This is a genomic window from Streptomyces sp. NBC_00258 (assembly GCF_036182465.1).
In the GTDB taxonomy this organism is placed as follows: domain Bacteria; phylum Actinomycetota; class Actinomycetes; order Streptomycetales; family Streptomycetaceae; genus Streptomyces.
Genome location: NZ_CP108081.1, coordinates 4,873,545 through 4,892,229, shown reverse-complemented (window position 1 = coordinate 4,892,229; position 18,685 = coordinate 4,873,545). Strand labels below are relative to the sequence as shown.

General features: G+C 70.2%; 19 protein-coding genes. 7 read left to right on the top strand and 12 right to left on the bottom strand.

Annotation, left to right across the window (positions count from 1 at the left end; genetic code table 11):
* Positions 1-17 precede the first annotated feature (17 nt).
* On the top strand, positions 18-1,031 hold the full coding sequence (locus OG718_RS21655) for a SpaA isopeptide-forming pilin-related protein (RefSeq protein WP_328844904.1): 1,014 nt from the start codon (positions 18-20) through the stop codon (positions 1,029-1,031).
* Positions 1,032-1,327: 296 nt separating this feature from the next.
* Positions 1,328-1,744 (top strand): GFA family protein, encoded by a 417-nt coding sequence (locus OG718_RS21650; RefSeq protein ID WP_328844903.1) that lies wholly within the window; start codon positions 1,328-1,330, stop codon positions 1,742-1,744.
* A 67-nt stretch (positions 1,745-1,811) separates the two neighbouring features.
* Here the strand turns inward: OG718_RS21650 and OG718_RS21645 are convergent, their stop codons facing one another.
* From OG718_RS21645 to OG718_RS21635, 3 genes are read right to left on the bottom strand one after another with little or no spacing between them, the layout of a single operon-like run.
* Positions 1,812-4,961, bottom strand: coding sequence for an error-prone DNA polymerase (locus OG718_RS21645; protein WP_328844902.1), 3,150 nt, complete (start codon positions 4,959-4,961; stop codon positions 1,812-1,814).
* Positions 4,954-6,474, bottom strand: a complete 1,521-nt coding sequence (locus tag OG718_RS21640; RefSeq protein ID WP_328844901.1) for a DNA polymerase Y family protein — start codon at positions 6,472-6,474, stop codon at positions 4,954-4,956. The genes OG718_RS21645 and OG718_RS21640 overlap by 8 nt, the downstream gene beginning before the upstream one ends.
* 7 nt (positions 6,475-6,481) lie before the next feature.
* The gene (locus tag OG718_RS21635; protein WP_328844900.1) at positions 6,482-7,141 is read right to left on the bottom strand and encodes a hypothetical protein; all 660 of its coding nucleotides are present in this window, start codon (positions 7,139-7,141) and stop codon (positions 6,482-6,484) included.
* Positions 7,142-7,388: 247 nt separating this feature from the next.
* On the opposite strand from OG718_RS21635, the gene OG718_RS21630 reads away from it, so the two are divergent.
* The 5 genes from OG718_RS21630 (at position 7,389) to OG718_RS21610 (ending at position 11,271) form a co-directional block, all read left to right on the top strand.
* Positions 7,389-8,120, top strand: coding sequence for a hypothetical protein (locus OG718_RS21630; protein WP_328844899.1), 732 nt, complete (start codon positions 7,389-7,391; stop codon positions 8,118-8,120).
* A gap of 375 nt (positions 8,121-8,495) precedes the next feature.
* Positions 8,496-8,867, top strand: a complete 372-nt coding sequence (locus tag OG718_RS21625) for a DUF317 domain-containing protein (protein ID WP_328844898.1) — start codon at positions 8,496-8,498, stop codon at positions 8,865-8,867.
* A 104-nt stretch (positions 8,868-8,971) separates the two neighbouring features.
* Positions 8,972-9,253 (top strand): hypothetical protein, encoded by a 282-nt coding sequence (locus OG718_RS21620; protein WP_328847801.1) that lies wholly within the window; start codon positions 8,972-8,974, stop codon positions 9,251-9,253.
* 78 nt (positions 9,254-9,331) lie between these two features.
* Positions 9,332-10,018, top strand: coding sequence for a DUF317 domain-containing protein (locus OG718_RS21615; RefSeq protein WP_328844897.1), 687 nt, complete (start codon positions 9,332-9,334; stop codon positions 10,016-10,018).
* A gap of 179 nt (positions 10,019-10,197) precedes the next feature.
* Positions 10,198-11,271: a hypothetical protein gene (locus OG718_RS21610; protein ID WP_266586660.1), complete on the top strand. Its 1,074-nt coding sequence runs from the start codon at positions 10,198-10,200 to the stop codon at positions 11,269-11,271.
* Positions 11,272-11,350: 79 nt separating this feature from the next.
* Here OG718_RS21610 and OG718_RS21605 read toward each other — a convergent pair whose 3' ends face one another.
* The 9 genes from OG718_RS21605 to OG718_RS21565 form a co-directional block, all read right to left on the bottom strand.
* Complete coding sequence (locus tag OG718_RS21605) at positions 11,351-12,043, bottom strand: hypothetical protein (protein ID WP_328844896.1); 693 nt, start codon at positions 12,041-12,043, stop codon at positions 11,351-11,353.
* A 95-nt stretch (positions 12,044-12,138) separates the two neighbouring features.
* Entirely contained in the window at positions 12,139-12,576 is a 438-nt protein-coding gene (locus OG718_RS21600; protein ID WP_328844895.1) for a hypothetical protein, read from the bottom strand.
* Between the two features lie 82 nt (positions 12,577-12,658).
* Positions 12,659-14,389 carry a relaxase/mobilization nuclease domain-containing protein gene (locus OG718_RS21595; RefSeq protein WP_328844894.1) on the bottom strand — a complete coding sequence of 577 codons (1,731 nt, stop codon included), beginning with the start codon at positions 14,387-14,389 and terminating at the stop codon, positions 12,659-12,661.
* A complete protein-coding gene (locus tag OG718_RS21590; RefSeq protein WP_328844893.1) occupies positions 14,386-14,916 on the bottom strand; it encodes a plasmid mobilization protein in 531 nt (176 codons plus the stop codon). Before OG718_RS21590 ends, OG718_RS21595 begins: the two co-directional genes overlap by 4 nt.
* 128 nt (positions 14,917-15,044) lie before the next feature.
* Positions 15,045-15,260 carry a hypothetical protein gene (locus OG718_RS21585; protein ID WP_328844892.1) on the bottom strand — a complete coding sequence of 72 codons (216 nt, stop codon included), beginning with the start codon at positions 15,258-15,260 and terminating at the stop codon, positions 15,045-15,047.
* Between the two features lie 120 nt (positions 15,261-15,380).
* The gene (locus OG718_RS21580) at positions 15,381-15,572 is read right to left on the bottom strand and encodes a hypothetical protein (protein WP_033531004.1); all 192 of its coding nucleotides are present in this window, start codon (positions 15,570-15,572) and stop codon (positions 15,381-15,383) included.
* The gene (locus tag OG718_RS21575) at positions 15,569-17,212 is read right to left on the bottom strand and encodes a hypothetical protein (RefSeq protein WP_328844891.1); all 1,644 of its coding nucleotides are present in this window, start codon (positions 17,210-17,212) and stop codon (positions 15,569-15,571) included. Before OG718_RS21575 ends, OG718_RS21580 begins: the two co-directional genes overlap by 4 nt.
* Positions 17,209-17,844: a WhiB family transcriptional regulator gene (locus tag OG718_RS21570; protein WP_328844890.1), complete on the bottom strand. Its 636-nt coding sequence runs from the start codon at positions 17,842-17,844 to the stop codon at positions 17,209-17,211. Before OG718_RS21570 ends, OG718_RS21575 begins: the two co-directional genes overlap by 4 nt.
* Positions 17,845-17,990: 146 nt before the next feature.
* Positions 17,991-18,683, bottom strand: a complete 693-nt coding sequence (locus OG718_RS21565; protein WP_328844889.1) for a zinc finger domain-containing protein — start codon at positions 18,681-18,683, stop codon at positions 17,991-17,993.
* Positions 18,684-18,685 lie beyond the last annotated feature (2 nt).

Here is an 18,685-nt window from a genome sequence, read left to right as displayed (position 1 = left end):
TCCAGGAGAGTTCCTTCTTGCGTATCCGTTCCGCCCGTCGCCTGTCCGCTGTGGCCGTCACCGTTGCCACGGTGACCGGCGTGGTGGCCTTGGCCCCAGCCGCCTCCGCGAAGACCCCCGAGCCGACCCCGTCCACGTCCATCACTCCGCTGAGCGCGGCCGGGAACGGCGGCGTCACCATCCTGAAGAAGGACTCGGGCGGCGATGTTCTCGCCGGAGCCACGTTCACCCTGCTCGACTCCATCGGCAAGCAGGCCGCCAGCGGCACCACCAACGCCGAGGGCCAGCTGACCTTCCAGGACCTCGCGCCCGGTGTCTACCGGCTCAAGGAAGTCTCCAGCGGTAGCCCGCTGCACGAGGTCGTCGACGACCAGGACGTCATCGTCACCCCCGGTGCCGACACTCCGCTGACCATCATTGACCCGTTCAAGCCCGCCTCAGTTCTGCTGAAGGCCAAGGACGACAAGACCGGCAAGCTGCTGGCCGGATCCACGGTCAACATCGGCAGCGGCGACAAGACCATCCTGACGCTGACGACCAGCTCCGACGGAACGGCTAGCGGCAAGCTGCCCATAAACTCCCGCACTGGCAGCGACTTCTGGGTGAAGCAAGTGAAGGCGCCCGCTGGCTACGAGATCTACAAGCCCTCGAAGGCGTTCAAGGCCAAGCCGGGCGCCCCCGTGACCGTGACCGTCACCAACGCCAAGAGCGCCACCACCCCGCCGCCCACGGGGAAGCCGACCGACGAGCCCACCGACAAACCGAGCGACCGGCCCACCCCGGACAAGCCCGGGCAGGAAGAGGACACCTCGACGCCGTCAGCCTCGGGCACACCGACCTCCGACGAGACCGCGTCGAGCAGCACCGTTGCCCCCGCCCCCGCGGGCTCGCTCGCGCACACGGGCGCCGACGCCACCCCGTGGCTGATCGGCGGCGCGGCAGTCCTGATCGCTGCTGGCGGAGGCGCCCTCTTCGTGGCCCGTCGCCGACGCGCGGACAACTCCACCGACGACGGCTCCACCACGAGCTGACCTCACCCGCTTCACTCCGCAAAGCCCCCGGAATCGGATCGTTCGATTCCGGGGGCTTCGTCGTGGGCGCTTACGTGGGGCCAGCTGATGAAGGCGCTGGAGGCCGCGCCCATGCCGACCGCCGACTGGGACCGCCGATAGCCGCCGTGGTCGTAAAGGCTCGTACTGATATTCGCCTTCAAGGGTGGACTCGCCGTCCCGTTCGGGTCGAGCGGTGCCGAACATCAGCGCGATGTCGCGGCGGTACGGCACACTGCCGCCGGAATCAGCTTTCCCGCACCAGAGGAGCCGTCCCCGTGGCCGAGCCGATTGTCGTCCCTGACCTGTGGAGTGGGCGCTGCCAGTGCGGCGATCACACGTATGAGGCGTCCGGCATCCCGGACGACCCCCACTTGTGCTCGTGCGAGCACTGCACGCGTCTGTCCGGGGCGCCGGCGATGGCATGGGTCGGGTTCCGCAGGGACGCCCTGAAGTGGACGGGCCCCGCAGGCGAGCCGACGTACTTCTCCACCTGGCCGACGCTGCATCGAGGATCCTGCAGCCGTTGCCGCACCCAGCTCACCTCCGTCGCGGACGGCTCGGACATGATCATGGTGACAATGTTCAGCCTCACCCGCAGCGGCGAACTGGCCCCGGTCGGACACAGCTATCGCGAAGCGGCGGCGCACTGGATGTCCATCACGCTCGCGCCCGACCCGCAGCGCCGCACGTGACGCCCGGCAGGCATCACGATGACCCTGCCGCGGGCGCAGCGGCCGAACCTCCGCTTCCCGCAGATCGTCACCTGAATCGCCCCGGCTGATGGGCCCGAGCGGGGCCCGCGAGTGCGTGCGCGCGGTGCACGATCATGTTGACCGAGCCGCGGTCACGTTCGATGTGTCCCTCCAGCAGCACCGCAGGGGCACCGAGGACTACCTCTCGCGTGCGTTCCCAGACCGGAGGAGAGAAGACCAGGTTGATCATGCCGGTCTCATCTTCCAGGGCGCCGAACGCAACTCCCCTGGCCGTTGGGGGCCGTTGGATGTACTTGGCCAGTCCGCCGACCCGCACCCGGGTCTGGTCGGCCAGGTCACGGGCATCGCGCGCAGGCTGCGCCCCGTGTGAGGCCAGCAGAGCACGGAGGTGCTGTACGGGGTGAGTGGTGGCGCTTGCGCCGGAGGCGTCGAGGTCGGCGGCGGTGGCCTCGGCCGCGGTCATGACCGGCAACTCCGGTGCGGGCGCCAGGTCGTCCAACCCCGGAAGGACGTCCTGGATCTCGCCGGTATAGACGCCAGCCGACCACAGGGCGGTGCGCCGGTCCACGCCGAGGCCATCGAACGCCCCAGCGGTGGCCAGCTGTTCCATCAGCTTCGCCGACAGCCGCGTGCGGCGGGCGGCATCGGCCACCGAGCGGAAGGCCACGGTGCCGCGCGCGGTCAGGATCCGCTTGGCGATCTCCTCGCTGATGCCGGTCACGGAGGTCAGTCCTCGGCGGATCGCCGGCCGCCGCTCCGGCTGATCGGTGTGAGGCTCGAGCGTGGCGTGCGCACCGGAGCGCTGGATGTCGACACTGCGGACCTCGATGCCGTGTTGCTTCGCGTCTTGGATGAGCGTCTGCGAGTCGTAGAAACCCATAGGGAGATGCGCCATAATCCCCGCAAGCATGGCGTGCGGAAAGTGGTACTTCACCCAGGCGCTGGCATAAATGATGCCCGCCATCGATTGGGCGTGAGACTGCGGGAATCCATAATCCGAAAACGCTTCTATCATGCCCACAATACGTTCGGAGGCGGCTTGGTCGATGCCCTTGGCGGCCATCCCGGCAAGCAGTCGTCCACGCAGCTGTGCCACCTTTTCGGGAGAGTGCTTGGCGGCCATCGCCTTACGTAGACGGTCCGCCTCGCCCGGGGTGAAACCTGCACAGTCGATGGCCAGGGCCATGGCCTGCTCTTGCCACAAAGCAACCCCGAGAGTTTTGGAAAGCGCTGGTTCGGCGAGCGGATGCGGGTAGGTTACGGGCTCCAGGCCGGCCCGTCGCCGCAAATAAGGATGTTTTGATCCGGCCTGAATTGGGCCCGGCCTGATGATCGAGGCGGCCACCGCGAGGTCCTCGAAACACCGTGGCTGCAGCTGCGGCAGTGTCGAGACCTGCGCCCTTGACTCGGCCTGGAAAACTCCTATGGTCTGACCTGCGGCAATCATGGCGTACACGTCCGGGTCGTCCTGCGGAATTGAGGCCATATCCACGCTGATTCCGTGGTGTTCGGCAATGAGGTCGCACGCGGTGTGCAAGGCGGCCAACATGCCCAATCCCAGGATGTCAATTTTCAGAAGATGGGCGGCGGCCACATCGTCTTTATCGCCTTGTAGTACCGAGCGCCCTTCTCGGGTGGCCCATTCCACCGGCATGATTTCCCCGATGGGCTGGCGGGTTAGTACCATCCCTCCCACATGGATACCCAAATGCCGTGGCAGGGTGTGCAGTTGTTCTGCGAGGGAGCGTACATCGGCGGGGATGTCGGCCTCGGGCCCGGGCGGCTCGTGGTGAATATGGCGGGTCATCTCATTGGTCCGTGCCATGGGATAACCGAGGGCGCGTGCTGAATCCCGCACACTCAGGCGGGGTTGGTAGGTGATGAGGTTCGCCACCTGCGCGCAGTGAGACCGGCCGTATTTGGCATACAGGTACTGGATCACCTCCTCCCGGCGGTCGTTCTCGAAATCGATGTCGATGTCCGGGTCAGTCTTCTCGGCGTGCAGAAATCTCTCAAAGAGCAGGCCGTGCTTGAGCGCGTCGACGGAGGTGATGCCCAGCGCGTAGCAGACCACCGAGGAGGCGGCGCTGCCGCGCCCCTGGCACCAGATCCCCTGCTCGACCGCGAACCGCGTGATGTCCCAGCAGATCAAGAAATAGCCTGGCATGCCCATGTCGTTGATCACGGACAGCTCATAGCCGAGCTGTTTCCACGCCGTCCCAGCTGCCGGGTCGGTGCGCGGCCCGTAGCGGCGGGCGCAGCCTTCTTCCGCGAGGTGGCGCAGATAGCTGCCGGGGGTGTGCCCGGCGGGCACCTCGAAGTCCGGCAGCTGTGGGCGCAGTTTGCTCAGGTCGATGACGCTGCTGCGGGCGAGGTCGACGGCGGATGCGATGGCCTGCGGGTAGCGGGCCATGAGGATGCGCATCTCCTCGGCGGTGCGCAGATGCGCCGTCGGGGCCGGCGGCAACTCCCCGATCGCGGTGTCGAGGTTCTCTCGGCGGTGCAGCGCGGTCAGCGCCGCCGCCAGCCGCGCAGAACGCGGGGCCGCGTACCGGACCGCGTTCGTGGCCACCACCGGCAGTCGCCATCGCTGCGCCGCCGCGTGCATTGCGGCGTTGCGTGGACCGTCTTCGGGCAGCCGGTGATCGACGAGTTCGGCGTGCAGGTGGGTGCGGCCGAAGAGGTCCACCAGCCGGTCCATCCGGGCGTGGATGGCGTCGGTGTCGTACGCGGCCTCGCCGATGACGGGGCAGCCGGTGAGGATCGCCCACTGGCCCTCGTGCGCGGCAGCCGACAGCGCGTCGAGGTCGTAGACCGGGGCTCCCTTGGCACCGGCCAGCTGCCCGGCGCTGATCGCCGCGGACAGCCGAGTGAAGCCCAGCAGGCTGCGGGCGATCACCACGATCGACCCGAGGCCCTGGTCCAAGGTGAGTTCGGCGCCGTAGATGGTGCCGATGCCGTACTCGCCCGCGGCCTCCGCCAGACGTCTCGCGCCGTAGAGCCCGTTGGTGTCGGTGATCGCCAGGGCCTCGATACCGAGGCAGACGGCCTCGGCGACCAACTCCTCCACGTGGTTGGCGCCGAACAGGAACGAGCCGGCGGAGTGCACGTGCAACTCCGCCCAGCCGCCGCCCACAGGCGTCGGCGCGGCGCGCCTGCCGGGGAAGTGCAGCACCTTCCCGCGAGGGTCAGCCATAGAGCGCCTCCACCGCCCACCGGCCGTCTTGGATGTGCAGCAGCCAGGCGCGGCCGTCCGCGCAGGCGACCTGAAGACGCGCAAGGCGGCGGGCTTGGGCGGGGATCCACCAGTCCTCCAGCACCGGCCACGGTCCGGTCCACCCGGTCACCGCCACCGGCGCGGCGCCGTCGATGGAGAGCGCGGCCGGGGCCTGGGTGAGCAGGGTGCGTCCGCTCACCCCGACCGGGCTGCCATCTGCCCCGAGCACCTGGGCGGGGCGCGCGGTGGGGTAGACGACGGCCGGGTGCGGGGCCGGCAGCCGCCCCGGCCACGTCCCCTCGACCAACGGGCGTGAGCGCGCATCGCCGTACGGGATGTCCACGATCCGCTCGCCCGGCCCGCGGCCTCCGGCGAGTTCCTGACGTACCACCGCGCGGTGTCCGAGCATCGCCTGCAGTTGCCCCGCGGCGTGCTCCAGTTCCTCCGGCGCGATCCGCGGCCCGAACAACAACGACTGCCGCCCGGTCGCCGCCGACAGCTCCTCCGGGACCAGCCGCAGTGTGGTGATCCCCGCCGCGGCGGCGTCTAGCTGCCCGGTCTCGGCCCAGGCGGCGATCTGCCAGCGCACCCGTTCGGCCACCGCCAGCGCCGAGAGCCGACCCTCGTGTCGCCACAGCCGCGACAGGCGCAGCCCGCTCGTGAGGCCCACTTCGACCTGCAGCCGGGCACACACCGCGCCGGCCCGCGCGAGGCGGGCGTGAAGCTGTTCGGCGAGGGCTTTGGCAATGAACGTGACCGGCTCGAGATTGTCCTCGGGCGGCTCGAACGCCTCGGCCACGCTGTAGTCACTATCCGCCCCGGATGTGTTGAGCGGCCGGGCCTCCTGGCCGCGGGCGGTGCGTTGGGCCGCGGCGCCGTCGTGTCCGAACCGGGCCAGCACCCGGTCACCCGGCAGCGCCGCGAACGCCCCCAAGGTGGTGATGCCCAGGCGGGGCAGCAGCTGAGACAGCCGCGGGCGGCCCAGCACCCCCACCGGATACGGGGCCAGAAAGTCCGCGGTCTGCCCGGCCGGCACCAGGACCCCGGCCTGCCCGGCCCGCACCGCCAGGGCGGCGGCGAACACGGTGTCCGCCGCGCCGGTACGTGATTCGACCCCGGCACCGGTGAGGACGCATGTGATGTGCTCCACCAGGGCCTGCTCGCCGCCGAAATAGCGGGCGGGTCCGCGCGCGGGCACGGCGATCAGGCCGGGCCGCAGGACTTCCATGTGCGGAGCGACGCGCTTCTCCAGCAGACGCAGCACCGGCTCGAACGCCCGCACCTCCGCCTCGGGGTCCCGATCGAGCAGCCTGAGCTGCGGACAGCGTCCGGATGCCTGGCGTACCCGCATCCCGCGCCTTACGCCCTGTCGGCGGGCCTCCCTGGAACAGGCCAACACCCGCTCCCGCGCGATGATCGCCACGGGCTCGTCGTGATCCGCGCCCGCGGCCACCACGGGCCAGTCCATCATCCAGATCGCAAGTGCACGCAACTCCGGCTCACCCCGCGGTGACGGGCCGCAGCGGCACCACATCCGCGCTGGCGATGGCCGCGGGCTCGGCGATCAGCTGCACCGAGCCGTCCGGCCCCGGCAGCCACACCTCGGCATGCCGCGGCTGCGTCGCAGCACCCCGACCAGCCACCACCAGACGGGCACGCCGGCCGGCGAGCAGACCAAAGCCGTCCCCGAGCCCGTCCCAGCGTGCCTCGGCCACCCGTAGCCGCAGCTGCGCCTCCGGCCAGTCCTGCCAGGTCAGCAGCGTCGTGCCGGAGCGCCGCAGGCGGGCCGCAATGCGACGGCTCGTACGCAAGGCCACCTGCCCCACGGGGCCGAGCAAGACCACCGGCGCCGCCTCGCACACCGTCGCCAGCACCTCGGGCCACCGCTCTCCCGGCTCGGGTACGGCCAGCCCGCACGCCAGGTCCAAACCGGCATCCGCCGCAGCCAGCCCGCCGAGCTGCGGCAGACCGACCGCTGCCCAGGCGCCGCCGTCGGTGGCGGCCTCCGCGGCCAACGCGATCAGCAGGGGCAGGTCGCCCCCAGCGCTCACCACCGCGCCGCGGGGCAGCTTCCCACCCAGGAGCAGGCTGGAGAGCGTGCCGGACTTGGCTCCGGTCGCCTCCGGAGTCCCTCGCTCACCAGGCGAAACGACGTGCATGAACACATGTTCGATTCCTTGTGCGAGAAATGCAAGCGGACGAACGCCACACCACTCGCACGAGCCTCGCGACCGACTGCGGTCGACAGGTCCGGCGAAAGGAGTGGCGGTCGTGAACGACCATGCCGCGTAAGCCCGTTCGCCTCGCCCCGCCCGAAGTCGCCCGGCGTATGCCCGCCGGCGGCGGCAGCTCCTGCGGTCTTGCCGAGGGACAGGCGTGCCGCACGTGCCTCGCTACGCTGCCGCAGTGATCGAGTCCTCCTCGCTGCCGGGCGATCCCACCGAGCTCCACCTACGGATCTCCTTCGATGACGAACTGTGGGATACCCCGCAGGCCGACACGCTGGAGCGGTGGAACGTCGCCATCCTGCACCGCCGACGTACACATGACGGAGCTCAAGGCCCGGCGGCGGGCGCCGCCTACCAGACCGTGGACTGCCCGTCGTGCACGACGGAGGATGTCGCCGTCGGGGAGATGACCTTCTACCGGGTGCATCTTGACCGCGGCCGCAACGCCTACTGGGCCATGGAAGAGGAGTCCGAGGAGCTGTACGAGACCGCCCAGGTCCTCCTCGACCCGCAGACGGGTTCCTTCACCAGCGAGGTCGGCGAGCTGCTGGAGTACGTCGGTTCCGCACTGCTCGTCATGGATCGAGTGACGCTGGATCCGCAGTGGCGCGGGCACGGCCTAGCGGCCGTACTCGGCATCGAGGCGATCCACCGGCTCATGCCCGGATGCCGGGCCATCGCCTGCTCACCCGGCATCACGGACCTCAGCAGTCAGCGTCTGACGGACAGATCGGAGTGGGACCGCGTGAACGCCAAGATCGCCCAGGGGTGGGAGCGCATCGGGTTCCGCCTGTACCGCGACAACGTCTATCTCCTGTCGCCGGCCTCGCAGGACCTGGAGGAGCAGCGCGGCGTACTTCGTGGGCAGCTCGCGGAACTCGGCGCGTCCTGGCGGACCACGATCTCCTGACGGACGCCGCTGCCGAGACGAGAACCATCGTTCGTGACGGGGTGCGGCTGAGCGTCACCGGGCGCGCCAAGGAAACCGCCAGCCACTACGGCGGGCTGGCGCGCCATCCTGGCCCGGTGCCCGGTGCCCGGTGCCCGGTGCCCGGTGCCCGGTGTCCGGTGCCCGGTGCCCGGTGGCGGCGGGGCGATCATGTCGAGCTCCTTGCCAATCAAATTAGTCGTCGCGGGTCAGGGCGCGGCAGACGACTGGCTTCACTGTCCAAGGACAAGTTCGCCGGTGGCAGACAAGAAGATCACCCAAAGGACTGGTGGACGCTGCAACGGCATGTCAACCTGAACGACCTTCCGAAAAACCCCAGGTCAGAGAGGTGATGCTGTGGCATTGGATGCGGCGCAACCCGGATTCGCCACCACGGTCGCGGCCCTGCGGCTCCGCTCCTGGAAGCTCGGTGCCGGTCAGGCGATGGAGGTGGTCGACCAGTTCTCGGAGGCCGATTTCACCCACATCGTCGACGACCGCGCCGACGTGCACGTCAGCTCGCACGACGGCCGGTTCTACCTCGGCTACTTCCCGAACGGCCGGCCCGGCGGCGCGGACGAGGACTGGGTGACGGGCGAGGGCTGGGTGATCGCGGTCACCGGCACCGCGAACGTTCCCGGCTACCGGATGTCCTTCGGTACGGAGACCCCGGCGGAGATCATCGCTGTTGTCGTGGCCCAGATCCTGGCCACCTCCCAGCCCCTGTGACCGGCACGTCCGCTTCCCCTCGTACGCGCCGCGTACCCTGCCCCAGCTCTCGTGGCCCCGTCCGCTACCGCTAGGAGAACGCCTTGGACCCGCACTCGCCCGAGATGACCGTCGGTGACATTCTCGACCTGCTGTCCGTCTGCGACCGCAACACGCCCGTCCGTCTCGCCGTCAACCCCTTCTTTCCCATGGCCCACCGTCTGGGCGGCGTGGAGAAAGCGGTGGACGAGCACGGCCGGCCGATGGTCTACATCGCCGAGTCCCCGGAGGCCGAGCAGTTCGGCCCTCTGCCGCCCGCCGTGGCTGTCGCTCTGACCTGGCAACCACCGGCCGAGGGACCCTCGCGCCGCCGACGCGGCGCAACCGGGCCGAACACCAGCCAGTGATCCAACCTCGAACTGACGGAGGCGCCCCTGCACCCGCACCACCCCATCGATCCCTCCCACCCCCACTCGCCGGACTCGATGTACTGGGTCACACCCCGCCACCTGGCCGGTGATGACGGCGTCCTCGCCGAGCGGATCGGCGACACCCTGACCGACCTCGGCTGGCGCATGTGGCCGACCTCCCGCAGCACCCTGCTCTATGTGAGCCCCGACGGCCTGCGCGGCGCCGAGTGGATCCTCGCCGCCTACCCGTTCGAGCTGGGCGGCCTCCCGGTGGCCTGGCAGCTGTCGGCCCGTCCATACCCTGCCTCGGCCCTGACCGAGTGGAACGCGTACTTCACCGCCGGCGTACCGCACGAGGCGCTCACCGATTTCCTGCTCGCGCTCGACGCCAGCGAGACCCCCGACGCCGGGCTCGAAAACGCCGAGTCGGTCCTCACCGCACTCGGCACCCGGGGCTGGCTGCGCGACATGGACCGCCCGCGTACGACCGCCACCGACCCGGGCTTCTCCACGAACGTCTCGCTGGAGATGCTGCCGCCGCTCATCCACGACGCCGACCCCCGCGATGACCTGCTGGGCTGGCAGGCGTGGGCGGAGCCCGTGCTCGGGGCGCCGTATCTGTGGTGTGCGAGCTTCAGCGCGAGCGCCCCACACGAGCTCGTCGCCGCCTTCGCTTCCTCGCTCGCCGCACCCGGCCCGGTACCGCGCCGCACGCTCCCCGAAGGCGCGAAGGACCGTCTCACCGTCGTCCGCCGCGGCTGACGGGCAGCTCAGAGCCGGTGGCCGAGGCGGGGGATCGGCGGGGTGATGCCCCTTTTCCAGGCCCGGTGGTTCCACTCTCTTCGCGGGAGGAGAACCGCCGGGCCTTCGCCGTACCCCGGCAGCCGCGCGCCTGAGGGGACCCTGGAACGAAGATCCAGACCGCGCATAGGATCCCCGTCGTGGCAGGCAAAGTGATCGGCAAAGGACCCTTGCGCGGCTACCTCCTGGAGGAGGTGCTGGCCTGGCTGTTGCGCTCCAGCGGCTTCGAAGTCCTCACTGCCGACGACGACAAGGACAAAGAGCCGTGGAAGGTGCTGAAGAAGGACAAGAACGGTCTGCTGGTCCGTGGACGCGGGGCGTGGCACCAGGTCGACGCGCTCGGACAGTTCCGGTACGTTCCGCCGTTCTCACTGCCGGTCCGCTTGTTCGTCGAGGCAAAGTACCTGACCACAGCTCCAGTTGGTCTGCCCACTGTGCGCAACGGCCACGGTGTGATCCACGATGTGAACGAGGGCGAGACCACCACGCTCACCGCTCCGGGGACAGGCCGGCCGCGGACGCGATACCGCTATAGCTACGCGATCTTCTCTACGTCCGGCTTCAGCCCGGAGGCGCAGGATTACGCGCTGGCCCACCAGATATCCCTGATCGACCTCTCCGCACCGGACTTCGCCGTCCTGCGGAATCTCGTCAAGACCACGGCCGACACCATTCACGCAGCGCTCGAAGTGACCCCCGCGGCCGAGCGGCCGAAGGTGCACGAGATACGGACGTATCTTCGTGGCCCGCTGTTGGAAATGGACGCGGGCGACGTGGACCTGCCCGATGCGATTCGAGGCCCACTCGATTACCTGGCGCAGGCCCTGCACAGCCGGTCGCAACTGGGTCTTGTCTTGGCCTTCCCTGCCGCGCCGTTCGTCTTGGGACTGGCATCGGATGATCTGTACGCCTTCGTGGATTACGCGAGAGCGCACCCCACGCACGCGGTGCGCCTGCGTCGCATCAATCAGGCAGCGTCACATCCGGTTTGGGAACTGCGCTCCGCGGAGCACCCAGAGGCATACGCGTTGCGGTTCGGTCTGCCAGAGCGGGTGGAAGCCTGGATCGTCGAACAGGACGAAGGAATGCCTTCGCGAACCCGGTATATCAAGCGCAGCATGCTGTCGACCATGACCCTGTACTGGATGCACGGGGAGCACGCGCAGACCTTCCAACTCCGCTACGAGCCGGGCGAACTCCGTCTCGACGGCTGATCGCCCCATGCGCCGAAACCCCGGTGTCCGGGCCTGTCGGGAGGACAGGCCCGGACACCGGGTCAGGTGGAGGAGCGGGTCAGCGTGCGATGCGAGCCTTGGCGACCGCCTCGCCCAGGTGGGCGTCCACGAGGCCCGGCGAGCCGGAGACGATCAGCAGGATGCTGCCGGTGCGGATCGCCGTCTGCTTGACGACGCTGCGCTGCCCGCTGGCGGAGTAGGTGAGCAGCTGGCTCCACTGCTCGTCGCCGAGGTCCGGCGCGGACGTCTTCGCGGTGCCCATGTCGACGACGGTGCTGCCCGACGTCACCTGGTAGGTGGGGCAGGAGAGCATCGCGTCGAAGATCTTCCCGATGCTCTTGGACAACTTCGCGGCGCTGTCGCTGTACAGCTCCTCGCTGACCTCGGAGCTGCTGCTGCCGGTGTAGGTGAAGGACGCCTTTGCCTTGCGGCTGAAGTCGAGGCCGGAGCCGGTGGCCGCGTCGCTGCCGAGCTTCTCCAGCGCCGGGCAGCCGATGACGGTGACGTCGTCGTTGCTGCGAGCGGGCTCGGGCTTGCGGGTGTAGCCCTCGCCCAGGTCGCTCTCGTTCAGCAGCCGCTGGTTCAGCTGGGTCGAGGACAGCGGCGCGGATGCCGAGCTGCCGCCTCGGTGTGCGGGTGCGGAGGATGCGGCCGAGACGTCGGCGGGCTCGGTGTGGCTGGAGCAGCCGGTCTGGGCGAGGACGGTGAAGACGGTGCCGAGGCCGAGGGCGGTCGTGGTGGAACGGCGCATGCGGAAACCCCTTGGTGATGCGAGACGGATGGTCTGACCGGGTCGGCCCTCTGGGCGCCGACGAACGCAGGGGTGAGGGAAGGGGTTTCGGGGCTTTAGTGGCCGAGGTGGTGCAGTCCGTCTTCGAGGGTGGGGTGGAAGTGGTCGATCGGACCGGAGTTGCGGTTGTACCAGGCGGTGTCCAGTCGGGTCTCCTCCGTCTCGTGGCCAGCCGGGCAGCGCAGCCACACCGAGTCGTCGCGCATGTTGAAGACGATCCAGTTTCGGTACGCACCGCAGTGGCACGCGTGAACCTCGCCGTCGATGACGAGCGGCAGGTCCCAGCGCATCATGAATCCCGAGACGTCCTGGCGGGACGGCGCCCGGAAGTCCGGCGGCAGGAAGTCGGGCACCACCGTGGCCGCCAGCGCAGCCGAGGCAGCGACAGGGCAGGGTGCGTCCGGCAGCGGCAGCTCGGTGTGCATCGCCAGCACCGCCTGGCCGGCACGCTGGGCTTCACGGAACTCTCGGTCCGCACGATTGCGTCGGAACACGCCGTCTCCATCTCTGTCGTCTCGCCTGCACGAGGAGAGTGCCGCAAGTCCCTGACCTGCTGCAACTCTAAGAATGTTGAATTCAGCGGGACTTGGCGGGACGGTCGGTGCGGTGCGTCGGACGCTGCGCAGCACCGCGGGCGGTGGCGGGCGCGGTGGCCGTGTGCTCGGGCATGGCGGAAGGGTCGGCGGGGAGATCGGCCATGCGCCGCAGCCGCCACACGAGCACGTCGCTGATCGAGTCTGCGGTGTCCAACTCCCGTCGCTCGGCGGCCTCGGCCAGGAGCACGGCCGGGTCGTGCCCAGCGTGCTCAACATCGGTGAGCGTGGCGGCCAGGGCGTACCAGCCCTGCTCGGTGAGGACCTGCTCGGCCAGCTCCGGGACGGCCTGGCGCAGGTAGGCGGCCTGCTTGCGCTGCAGGGGCTGGGACAGACGCCGACCGCGCTGGTGCATGACGCCCAGGTACATCGGCGCGGCGGCTTGGTAAGCGGCGCGTAGGTGCTCGGCGGCCTGGCGGGCGGCAGCCGCCTGCTGGGCGTGCTCCTTCTTCCTGTGCCAGTGGGCGGCGGCGGTGACCAGGAAGAACACCATGTCGATCAACATGGCGGTGGTGGCGCCGTCCTCCCCACGACCGAGCGCCGGCCCGCCGTAGACGAGGTCACGGGCAGCCTGCCGCAGACCACGGTCGTGGCCCCGTTCGGCCCGGATGTGGGAGCGGGTGGCCCGCTCGAACGCGAAGGCGGCGTCTCGCAGTTCGCGCCGGGTGTGCGCGGCCGAGGTCTTGGCGAGCGCGTCGAGGACCTCGCCAGCCGCGGCGAGCTGCGCGGCGATCTGCCCGTCGTCGCTCTGGTCGACGACGAGTACGGCCTGCCAGACCGCCGTCGTCGCCTGGCGCCGCGCGGTCGACGGGTTGACACGCGCCGAGCCGGAGGAGCGGTCCGCAGCGGCTTCGGGGCCGGGTCCGGAGCCGTAGCCGTTGCCGGCCCACCGCTCGCGGATGCGCGGTAGGGAGAGGTCGGGTGCGAGGGTGGAGCCCGAATAGTAGATCGGCTCCTGGTCCTCGTTGCGGTCGTCGGGCAGCGCGACCTTGTAGCCGAGCAGATCGCCGGAGGGTGCGACGCGCTGGCGGACCAAGAGGCCGGCGGCGGCCAGGCGGTCGAAGAACTCCTGCTCGCTGGCGACGCCGGCGGCGGCGCGGCGCACCGTCTCTCGCAGTTCCTCGCGTGGCGTTCGTTCCTTGCCCTGGCGGTTCGCCTTGTGGCGTTCGGCGCTGGTGGGGCGTTTGGCGGCGGTTCCGTCGCCGGCGTTCAATCGGCGTAGCCCGTAGTCCACTTCGATCTTCCGGGCTTCCGCCTGGGAGCGGGCGCCATCCTGGCGGATGCGGGCTTGGCGGCCGTCATGGCGGACGACGGTGGCGATGATGTGGATGTGGTCGTCGGCGTGGCGGACAGCCGCCCAGCGGCAGGCGGCATCGTCGCCTTCAGGGGCGATGCCGGTGGCGGCGACCATGCGGCGGGCGATGTCCGCCCACTGCTCGTCTGTGAGGATCGGGTCTTCGGGGGCGGCGCGTACGGACAGGTGCCACACATGCTCGGCGGGCCTGGCGCTTTCGGGCAGTGCTATGACGGGCTGGTCGAGCAGACGCTGGAGGTCGCCGTACGTCGCCTCGGGGTCGCGGCCGGGGTCGGGGGCCAGGCGATCCCACGCCGCGACGAGGTGGGGGTCGATGTGCTCCTCGGCCTTGCCAGGGCCGTACAGGTAGGCCACCAGGCCGCGGGTATCCGTGCCCATGTCGTGGACTTTGGGGATCATGCAGCCGGACGCTCGCCGTCCAGGTAGCGCCGGAGGAAGGCGTCCACACGCAGGGAGATGCGGTCGACGGCAGAGAGGACCGCCGTGGCCTGCGGCGCGGGCTCGTCCGAATTCAGGGCTGCCGCAACCTGGTTGAGGTTGTTGCCGATCCGGTTCAGTGCGGTTCGCAGGTCGAACAGCTCCTTCAGCATCTCGCGTTCGCCGGCGATTTCCGCGGCGGTGCGGTCGAGGTTGCGGGCGGCTTTGAGCGCGGCGCGGGCAAGGTAGCTGGCGATACTCATGTTGCAGGCGGCAGCAGCACGGACGAGGAGCTGGTACTCGTCGTCGTTCATGCGGCAGCTCGGCTGGTGCATGCGCTTCTTCTCGTCGCGCAGGCGCTCACGCTGCTGAACGTGGGGTTTCGGCGGCATGGTGTGGGCGCAGTCGGTGCTGTGGCAGGAGTGGTTCTCCCCTTCTTCAGGATGCGAGCCGCCCTCGGTCGCATCCTGACGGATCGGCGCCCCCTGGTGCCGATCCGCTCCCGCCACCCCCGGGGCGGGAGATGCAAGAGCATTGCTCCCACCGGGAGCAATGCTCTTGCACCAACTTGCTCGCGACGAGGTCGAGTTGGTTTCCGGCTCGCCTGGCGCGGGAGTGGGGGTTGTCGTCGGGTTCGTCATCGAGTGCGGTTCCTCGTGGTGCGGATGCGGTGCTGGATTTCGGCGGCCAGATCGACCATGGCTCTGGGGCCGTGGAGGACGTGGACAAGGGATTCGGCGTGGTGCTGGACGAGCCACTGGCCGCCCGGGGTCAGCACGGCTGCGTACAGGAGCTGGTGGCCTACGAGCACCTCCGCCCAGGCGGCGGCCTCGGCGGTGGACGGTGGGTGCATACGCGGGTGGTGACGGGCAGTAATAGCGGGTCCCTTCAGTGCTAGGGCGGTGGCCCGGCCGAGGTCGGGCCACCGGACGGGAAGACGGAAGCAGGCACCTGACCTGCTTGGTTGCGAGCGTCAGCCGCACTCGGGGCAGCGGTCGAGGTGCCGGTTCAAGGCCCGCGCCATGTTCCGTTTCACCGAGATGGCGTTCTTCGCGCTAGTCTTCGCCGGCGCGGATCCCCGGTGACGCTCGGCGTGAGCGTGCAGGAAGCGGATGTCCTGCTCGAAGCCGGACTTGATGTGTGCGAAACGCTGGCAGGTCTTCATCGGGCCGTACTCCGTGCCGTGGTGATGCCCGCCTCGTCGCGGAGCCGCTGCAGAACCGGCGTCAGACGCTCGTTCCGCCCTCCCCGGATCTGCTGGGCACGGAGGATCTCCCGCAGCTGAACCCGGGTCAGCGACTCGTTGCCGTCCCGCTTCAGCAGCGCGGGCACATGGGGACGGACCCGCTCGACCATCTCCTCCACGCTCAGCTTCGGCTGCTTCCGGGACCGTTGGGATTGACCGCCGCGCGGCCGGTTCCGGGACGCCCTCGCCTTCGGCGTCCGCCGTACTGGGACGGTGTGGGGACGGTCCCCGTTGGGGTCGGTCCCCGTTTCGGTGTCGGGGTGTTCGCGGTCCCCGTCGTCGTTGGGGACGGTGTGGGGACGGTCCCCGTTGGGCTCGGTCCCCGTTTCGGCGTCCGGGTGCTCCCGGCCCTCGTCCCCGATGGTGATGGCCGCCGGGGACGGGCCTGTGCCCTCCTGAGCAGCGGCTTCGCGCACATTTGCGGCACTGTCGCTCGCGCCGTCGTCGGGTTCCTCGGTCCCGGCGGGCACGGTGTCCTGGTCCCCAACTGCCGCCTCTTGGCCCTCGCGCAGCAGGCTTGAGCCGGACTCGGCGACTCGGTCCCCGTTGCCGACGGAGTCCGGGTGGGGACGGTCCCCGTCGGGCTCACGTCCCGTCCCCGGCTCCGGACGGTCCCCCTCTGTACGGTCCCCGATCGATGCGGTGCTTCGGGGACCGTCGCTGGGGACAGGGGACCGGTCCCCGCGATCGGCGTCCTGGTCCCGCGCGGGCTGAATCCAGGGCGACGGCAGGACCACGGTGGCGAGCTCCGTGGCGTGCCGACGGGCGGCCAGCTGCTCCAGAAGCGCGCGACGCTGCTGCGGGTCGGTGCCGACACCGGATCGTGCGAGAGCCGACTGGAGCCGCCGCGTGATCCGGCTGCCACGGCCGTTCTCACGCTCCTTCTCTGGTATCCCGGCCAGCCGGGAGGCCAGGGCCACGGCCCGCTGGGTCGCGCGGTCCTTGGTGATCTGCGCGGCATCGCGGTTGCGGGTGGCGACGCCCAGGCGCGAGAGGAGACGCTCCCGCACTTCACGTCCGAGCGTGGCCAGGAGCCCTTGGGAGGCGGCGTCCGGCTTGTGCAGTCGCAGCTCGATGCCCATGGCCAGGTGCCAGAGCACGGCCGCCATGACCGGGCCGACGAAGGCCCGCACGGTGCCGCCCACCGTGCCTGACTCGGCGTACGCCGGGATGACCTGCACCCCGGTAATCACCCAGACCAGGCCACCCGGCAGGCCGGGTGCTCCTTGGGTCTTCAGGTTCTGCCGGGCCATCAGCGCCGTCGCGAACAGCGCCAGCTCGGCCGCGCTGAACATCATGGCCCGCTCTACCGTGCCGGCCATGTCGAGGTAATCGGCGGCGAACCGCCAGCTGGTGTCGGCGCTGTAGGCGGTGCAGTTGAGGGCGGCGAGGGCCGCGACCCAGACCGCGGGCGTGCCGGCGCGCGGGCCGCTCGCCGGGGTCCGGTTACGCCGGATCGACCATCCGCCGAGCACCAGGGCGAGCACTCCGACGGCTGCGACGAGGTGGACGGGCTCGATGCCAGAGAGGAGGGAGGGCATGGCGAGGAGGTGAGTCATGCGGCCTTTCGGAGAGCGGCGATCAGGGCGTGGGTCTGCGCCTGGCGGGGCACCTGCACCGGGGAGGCGGCGTCCTCGGCGGCTTCGTCCTCGACGTACTCGTCGTCGGCTGCCTCGGCCGGGTCGACTTGCCCCCAGTAACGGTCGCGGTCGGCGACGGCGTGGGCGGCGTTGCGCATCAGGTCGCGCGCCCAGTCGAGGTCGAGCCGCAGTGCGTAGGCGAGGCGCTCGGGGCTCCAGCCGCGGACGTAGGCGTGGCGGGTGACGGCGTCGCGCTCGGCGTCGCTGAGGTGGACGTCGCGGCCTTCGAACGCGGCCTTGACGCGGCTGTAGTCCAGGCGCTTGTTGACTCGGGCGTGCCAGGGGCGGCGCTCGTCCTCGGTGAGCCCGCCCCACATGCCCTGGCGGATCTCGTTGTCGAGGGCGTAGTCGAAGCACGCCTTCTTCACCGGGCAGTTGCCGCAGATCGCCTTGGCCGCGTCGATGGCCGTGCGGTCGCGGGCCGCGTGGAAGAACAGCTCGTCGATCTCCTTGGCCGGCAGGCCGTGGCACAAGCCCCGTTCCTGCCAGCTGTGGTCGGCGATGCCCCGGATCGTCGGGGGCGGGGTGTCGTTGGTGGTGATGTGGCGCATGACGGTCTCCGGAAGTCGCCTCGGTGGGTGCGGGTCGCTCGGCACCGGGGGTGGACAGGGGTGCGGCGGGCGCTTCGAGGCGGGCTCGGGGTACGGCGTGGGGCCGTACCGGAGTCGGAACGTTTTGGTGGAGAAGGGGGCTGCTGTCAGGCGGCGGATGCCTGCTGGGCCTGCGCAGCCAGGGCGCGGTCGATGCGGCCGGGGTGGGCTGTGACGCGCGGTGCGTTGCCCCGGGCACTTCCGTCGAGGCTGATGCGACGGCGGCGGCAGGGCTCGCCCTTGTCGGCGTGACACCAGTCGCACGGCACGCTCAAGACGTCGGGTCCTCCGGCGGCGATGGCGGCTTCGCGGGCGGCGCGGGCCGGGCGGTACGGGGCCAGCTCGGCACGCACGGCCGGCGGGATGTAGGAGCCGACGGCGGCAAGCTGGTCCTTGAGTCCCGGCCGGTGTCGCCCCGCGGTGATCCCGCGGTGAGCCGAGGGTGCGGCCACTCCGGCAGCCACGGCATCTCGCGCCGCCAGCAGCTCCGCCCGCCAGGCTTCCGGATTGTCCGGGTCGGCTGCCGGGGTCGGGTCGGTGTGCCGGGCCAGACGGTCGCGGCGGTGCGCCTGCCATTCGCGGGCCACATCGGCCGGCAGGATCGGGTATGGCGAACTCACGATGCGCTTGCGGACGATCTCGCGGACGTCCCAGCCCTGGCCGGTGGCCATCGGGACGTCGCCGAGCAGCTCGTGCCACATGGCGAGCTGGTCGCGTGCCTCGCCCGCGTCGGTGCGGATGGTGCGCGGGTCCAGGCGGCCGACATAGGTGAGCACGGCAGCAACTTCGCGGCGGTCCAAGG

Bases quoted from the DNA above. Each gene is read 5' to 3' on its own strand.
- OG718_RS21645 (WP_328844902.1), bottom strand. From the start codon at position 4,961: ATGGCTGACCCTCGCGGGAAGGTGCTGCACTTCCCCGGCAGGCGCGCC.
- OG718_RS21635 (WP_328844900.1), bottom strand. From the start codon at position 7,141: ATGCACGTCGTTTCGCCTGGTGAGCGAGGGACTCCGGAGGCGACCGGA.
- OG718_RS21620 (WP_328847801.1), top strand. From the start codon at position 8,972: ATGACCGTCGGTGACATTCTCGACCTGCTGTCCGTCTGCGACCGCAAC.
- OG718_RS21615 (WP_328844897.1), top strand. From the start codon at position 9,332: ATGTACTGGGTCACACCCCGCCACCTGGCCGGTGATGACGGCGTCCTC.
- OG718_RS21605 (WP_328844896.1), bottom strand. From the start codon at position 12,043: ATGCGCCGTTCCACCACGACCGCCCTCGGCCTCGGCACCGTCTTCACC.
- OG718_RS21595 (WP_328844894.1), bottom strand. From the start codon at position 14,389: ATGATCCCCAAAGTCCACGACATGGGCACGGATACCCGCGGCCTGGTG.
- OG718_RS21585 (WP_328844892.1), bottom strand. From the start codon at position 15,260: ATGCACCCACCGTCCACCGCCGAGGCCGCCGCCTGGGCGGAGGTGCTC.
- OG718_RS21580 (WP_033531004.1), bottom strand. From the start codon at position 15,572: ATGAAGACCTGCCAGCGTTTCGCACACATCAAGTCCGGCTTCGAGCAG.
- OG718_RS21575 (WP_328844891.1), bottom strand. From the start codon at position 17,212: ATGACTCACCTCCTCGCCATGCCCTCCCTCCTCTCTGGCATCGAGCCC.
- OG718_RS21570 (WP_328844890.1), bottom strand. From the start codon at position 17,844: ATGCGCCACATCACCACCAACGACACCCCGCCCCCGACGATCCGGGGC.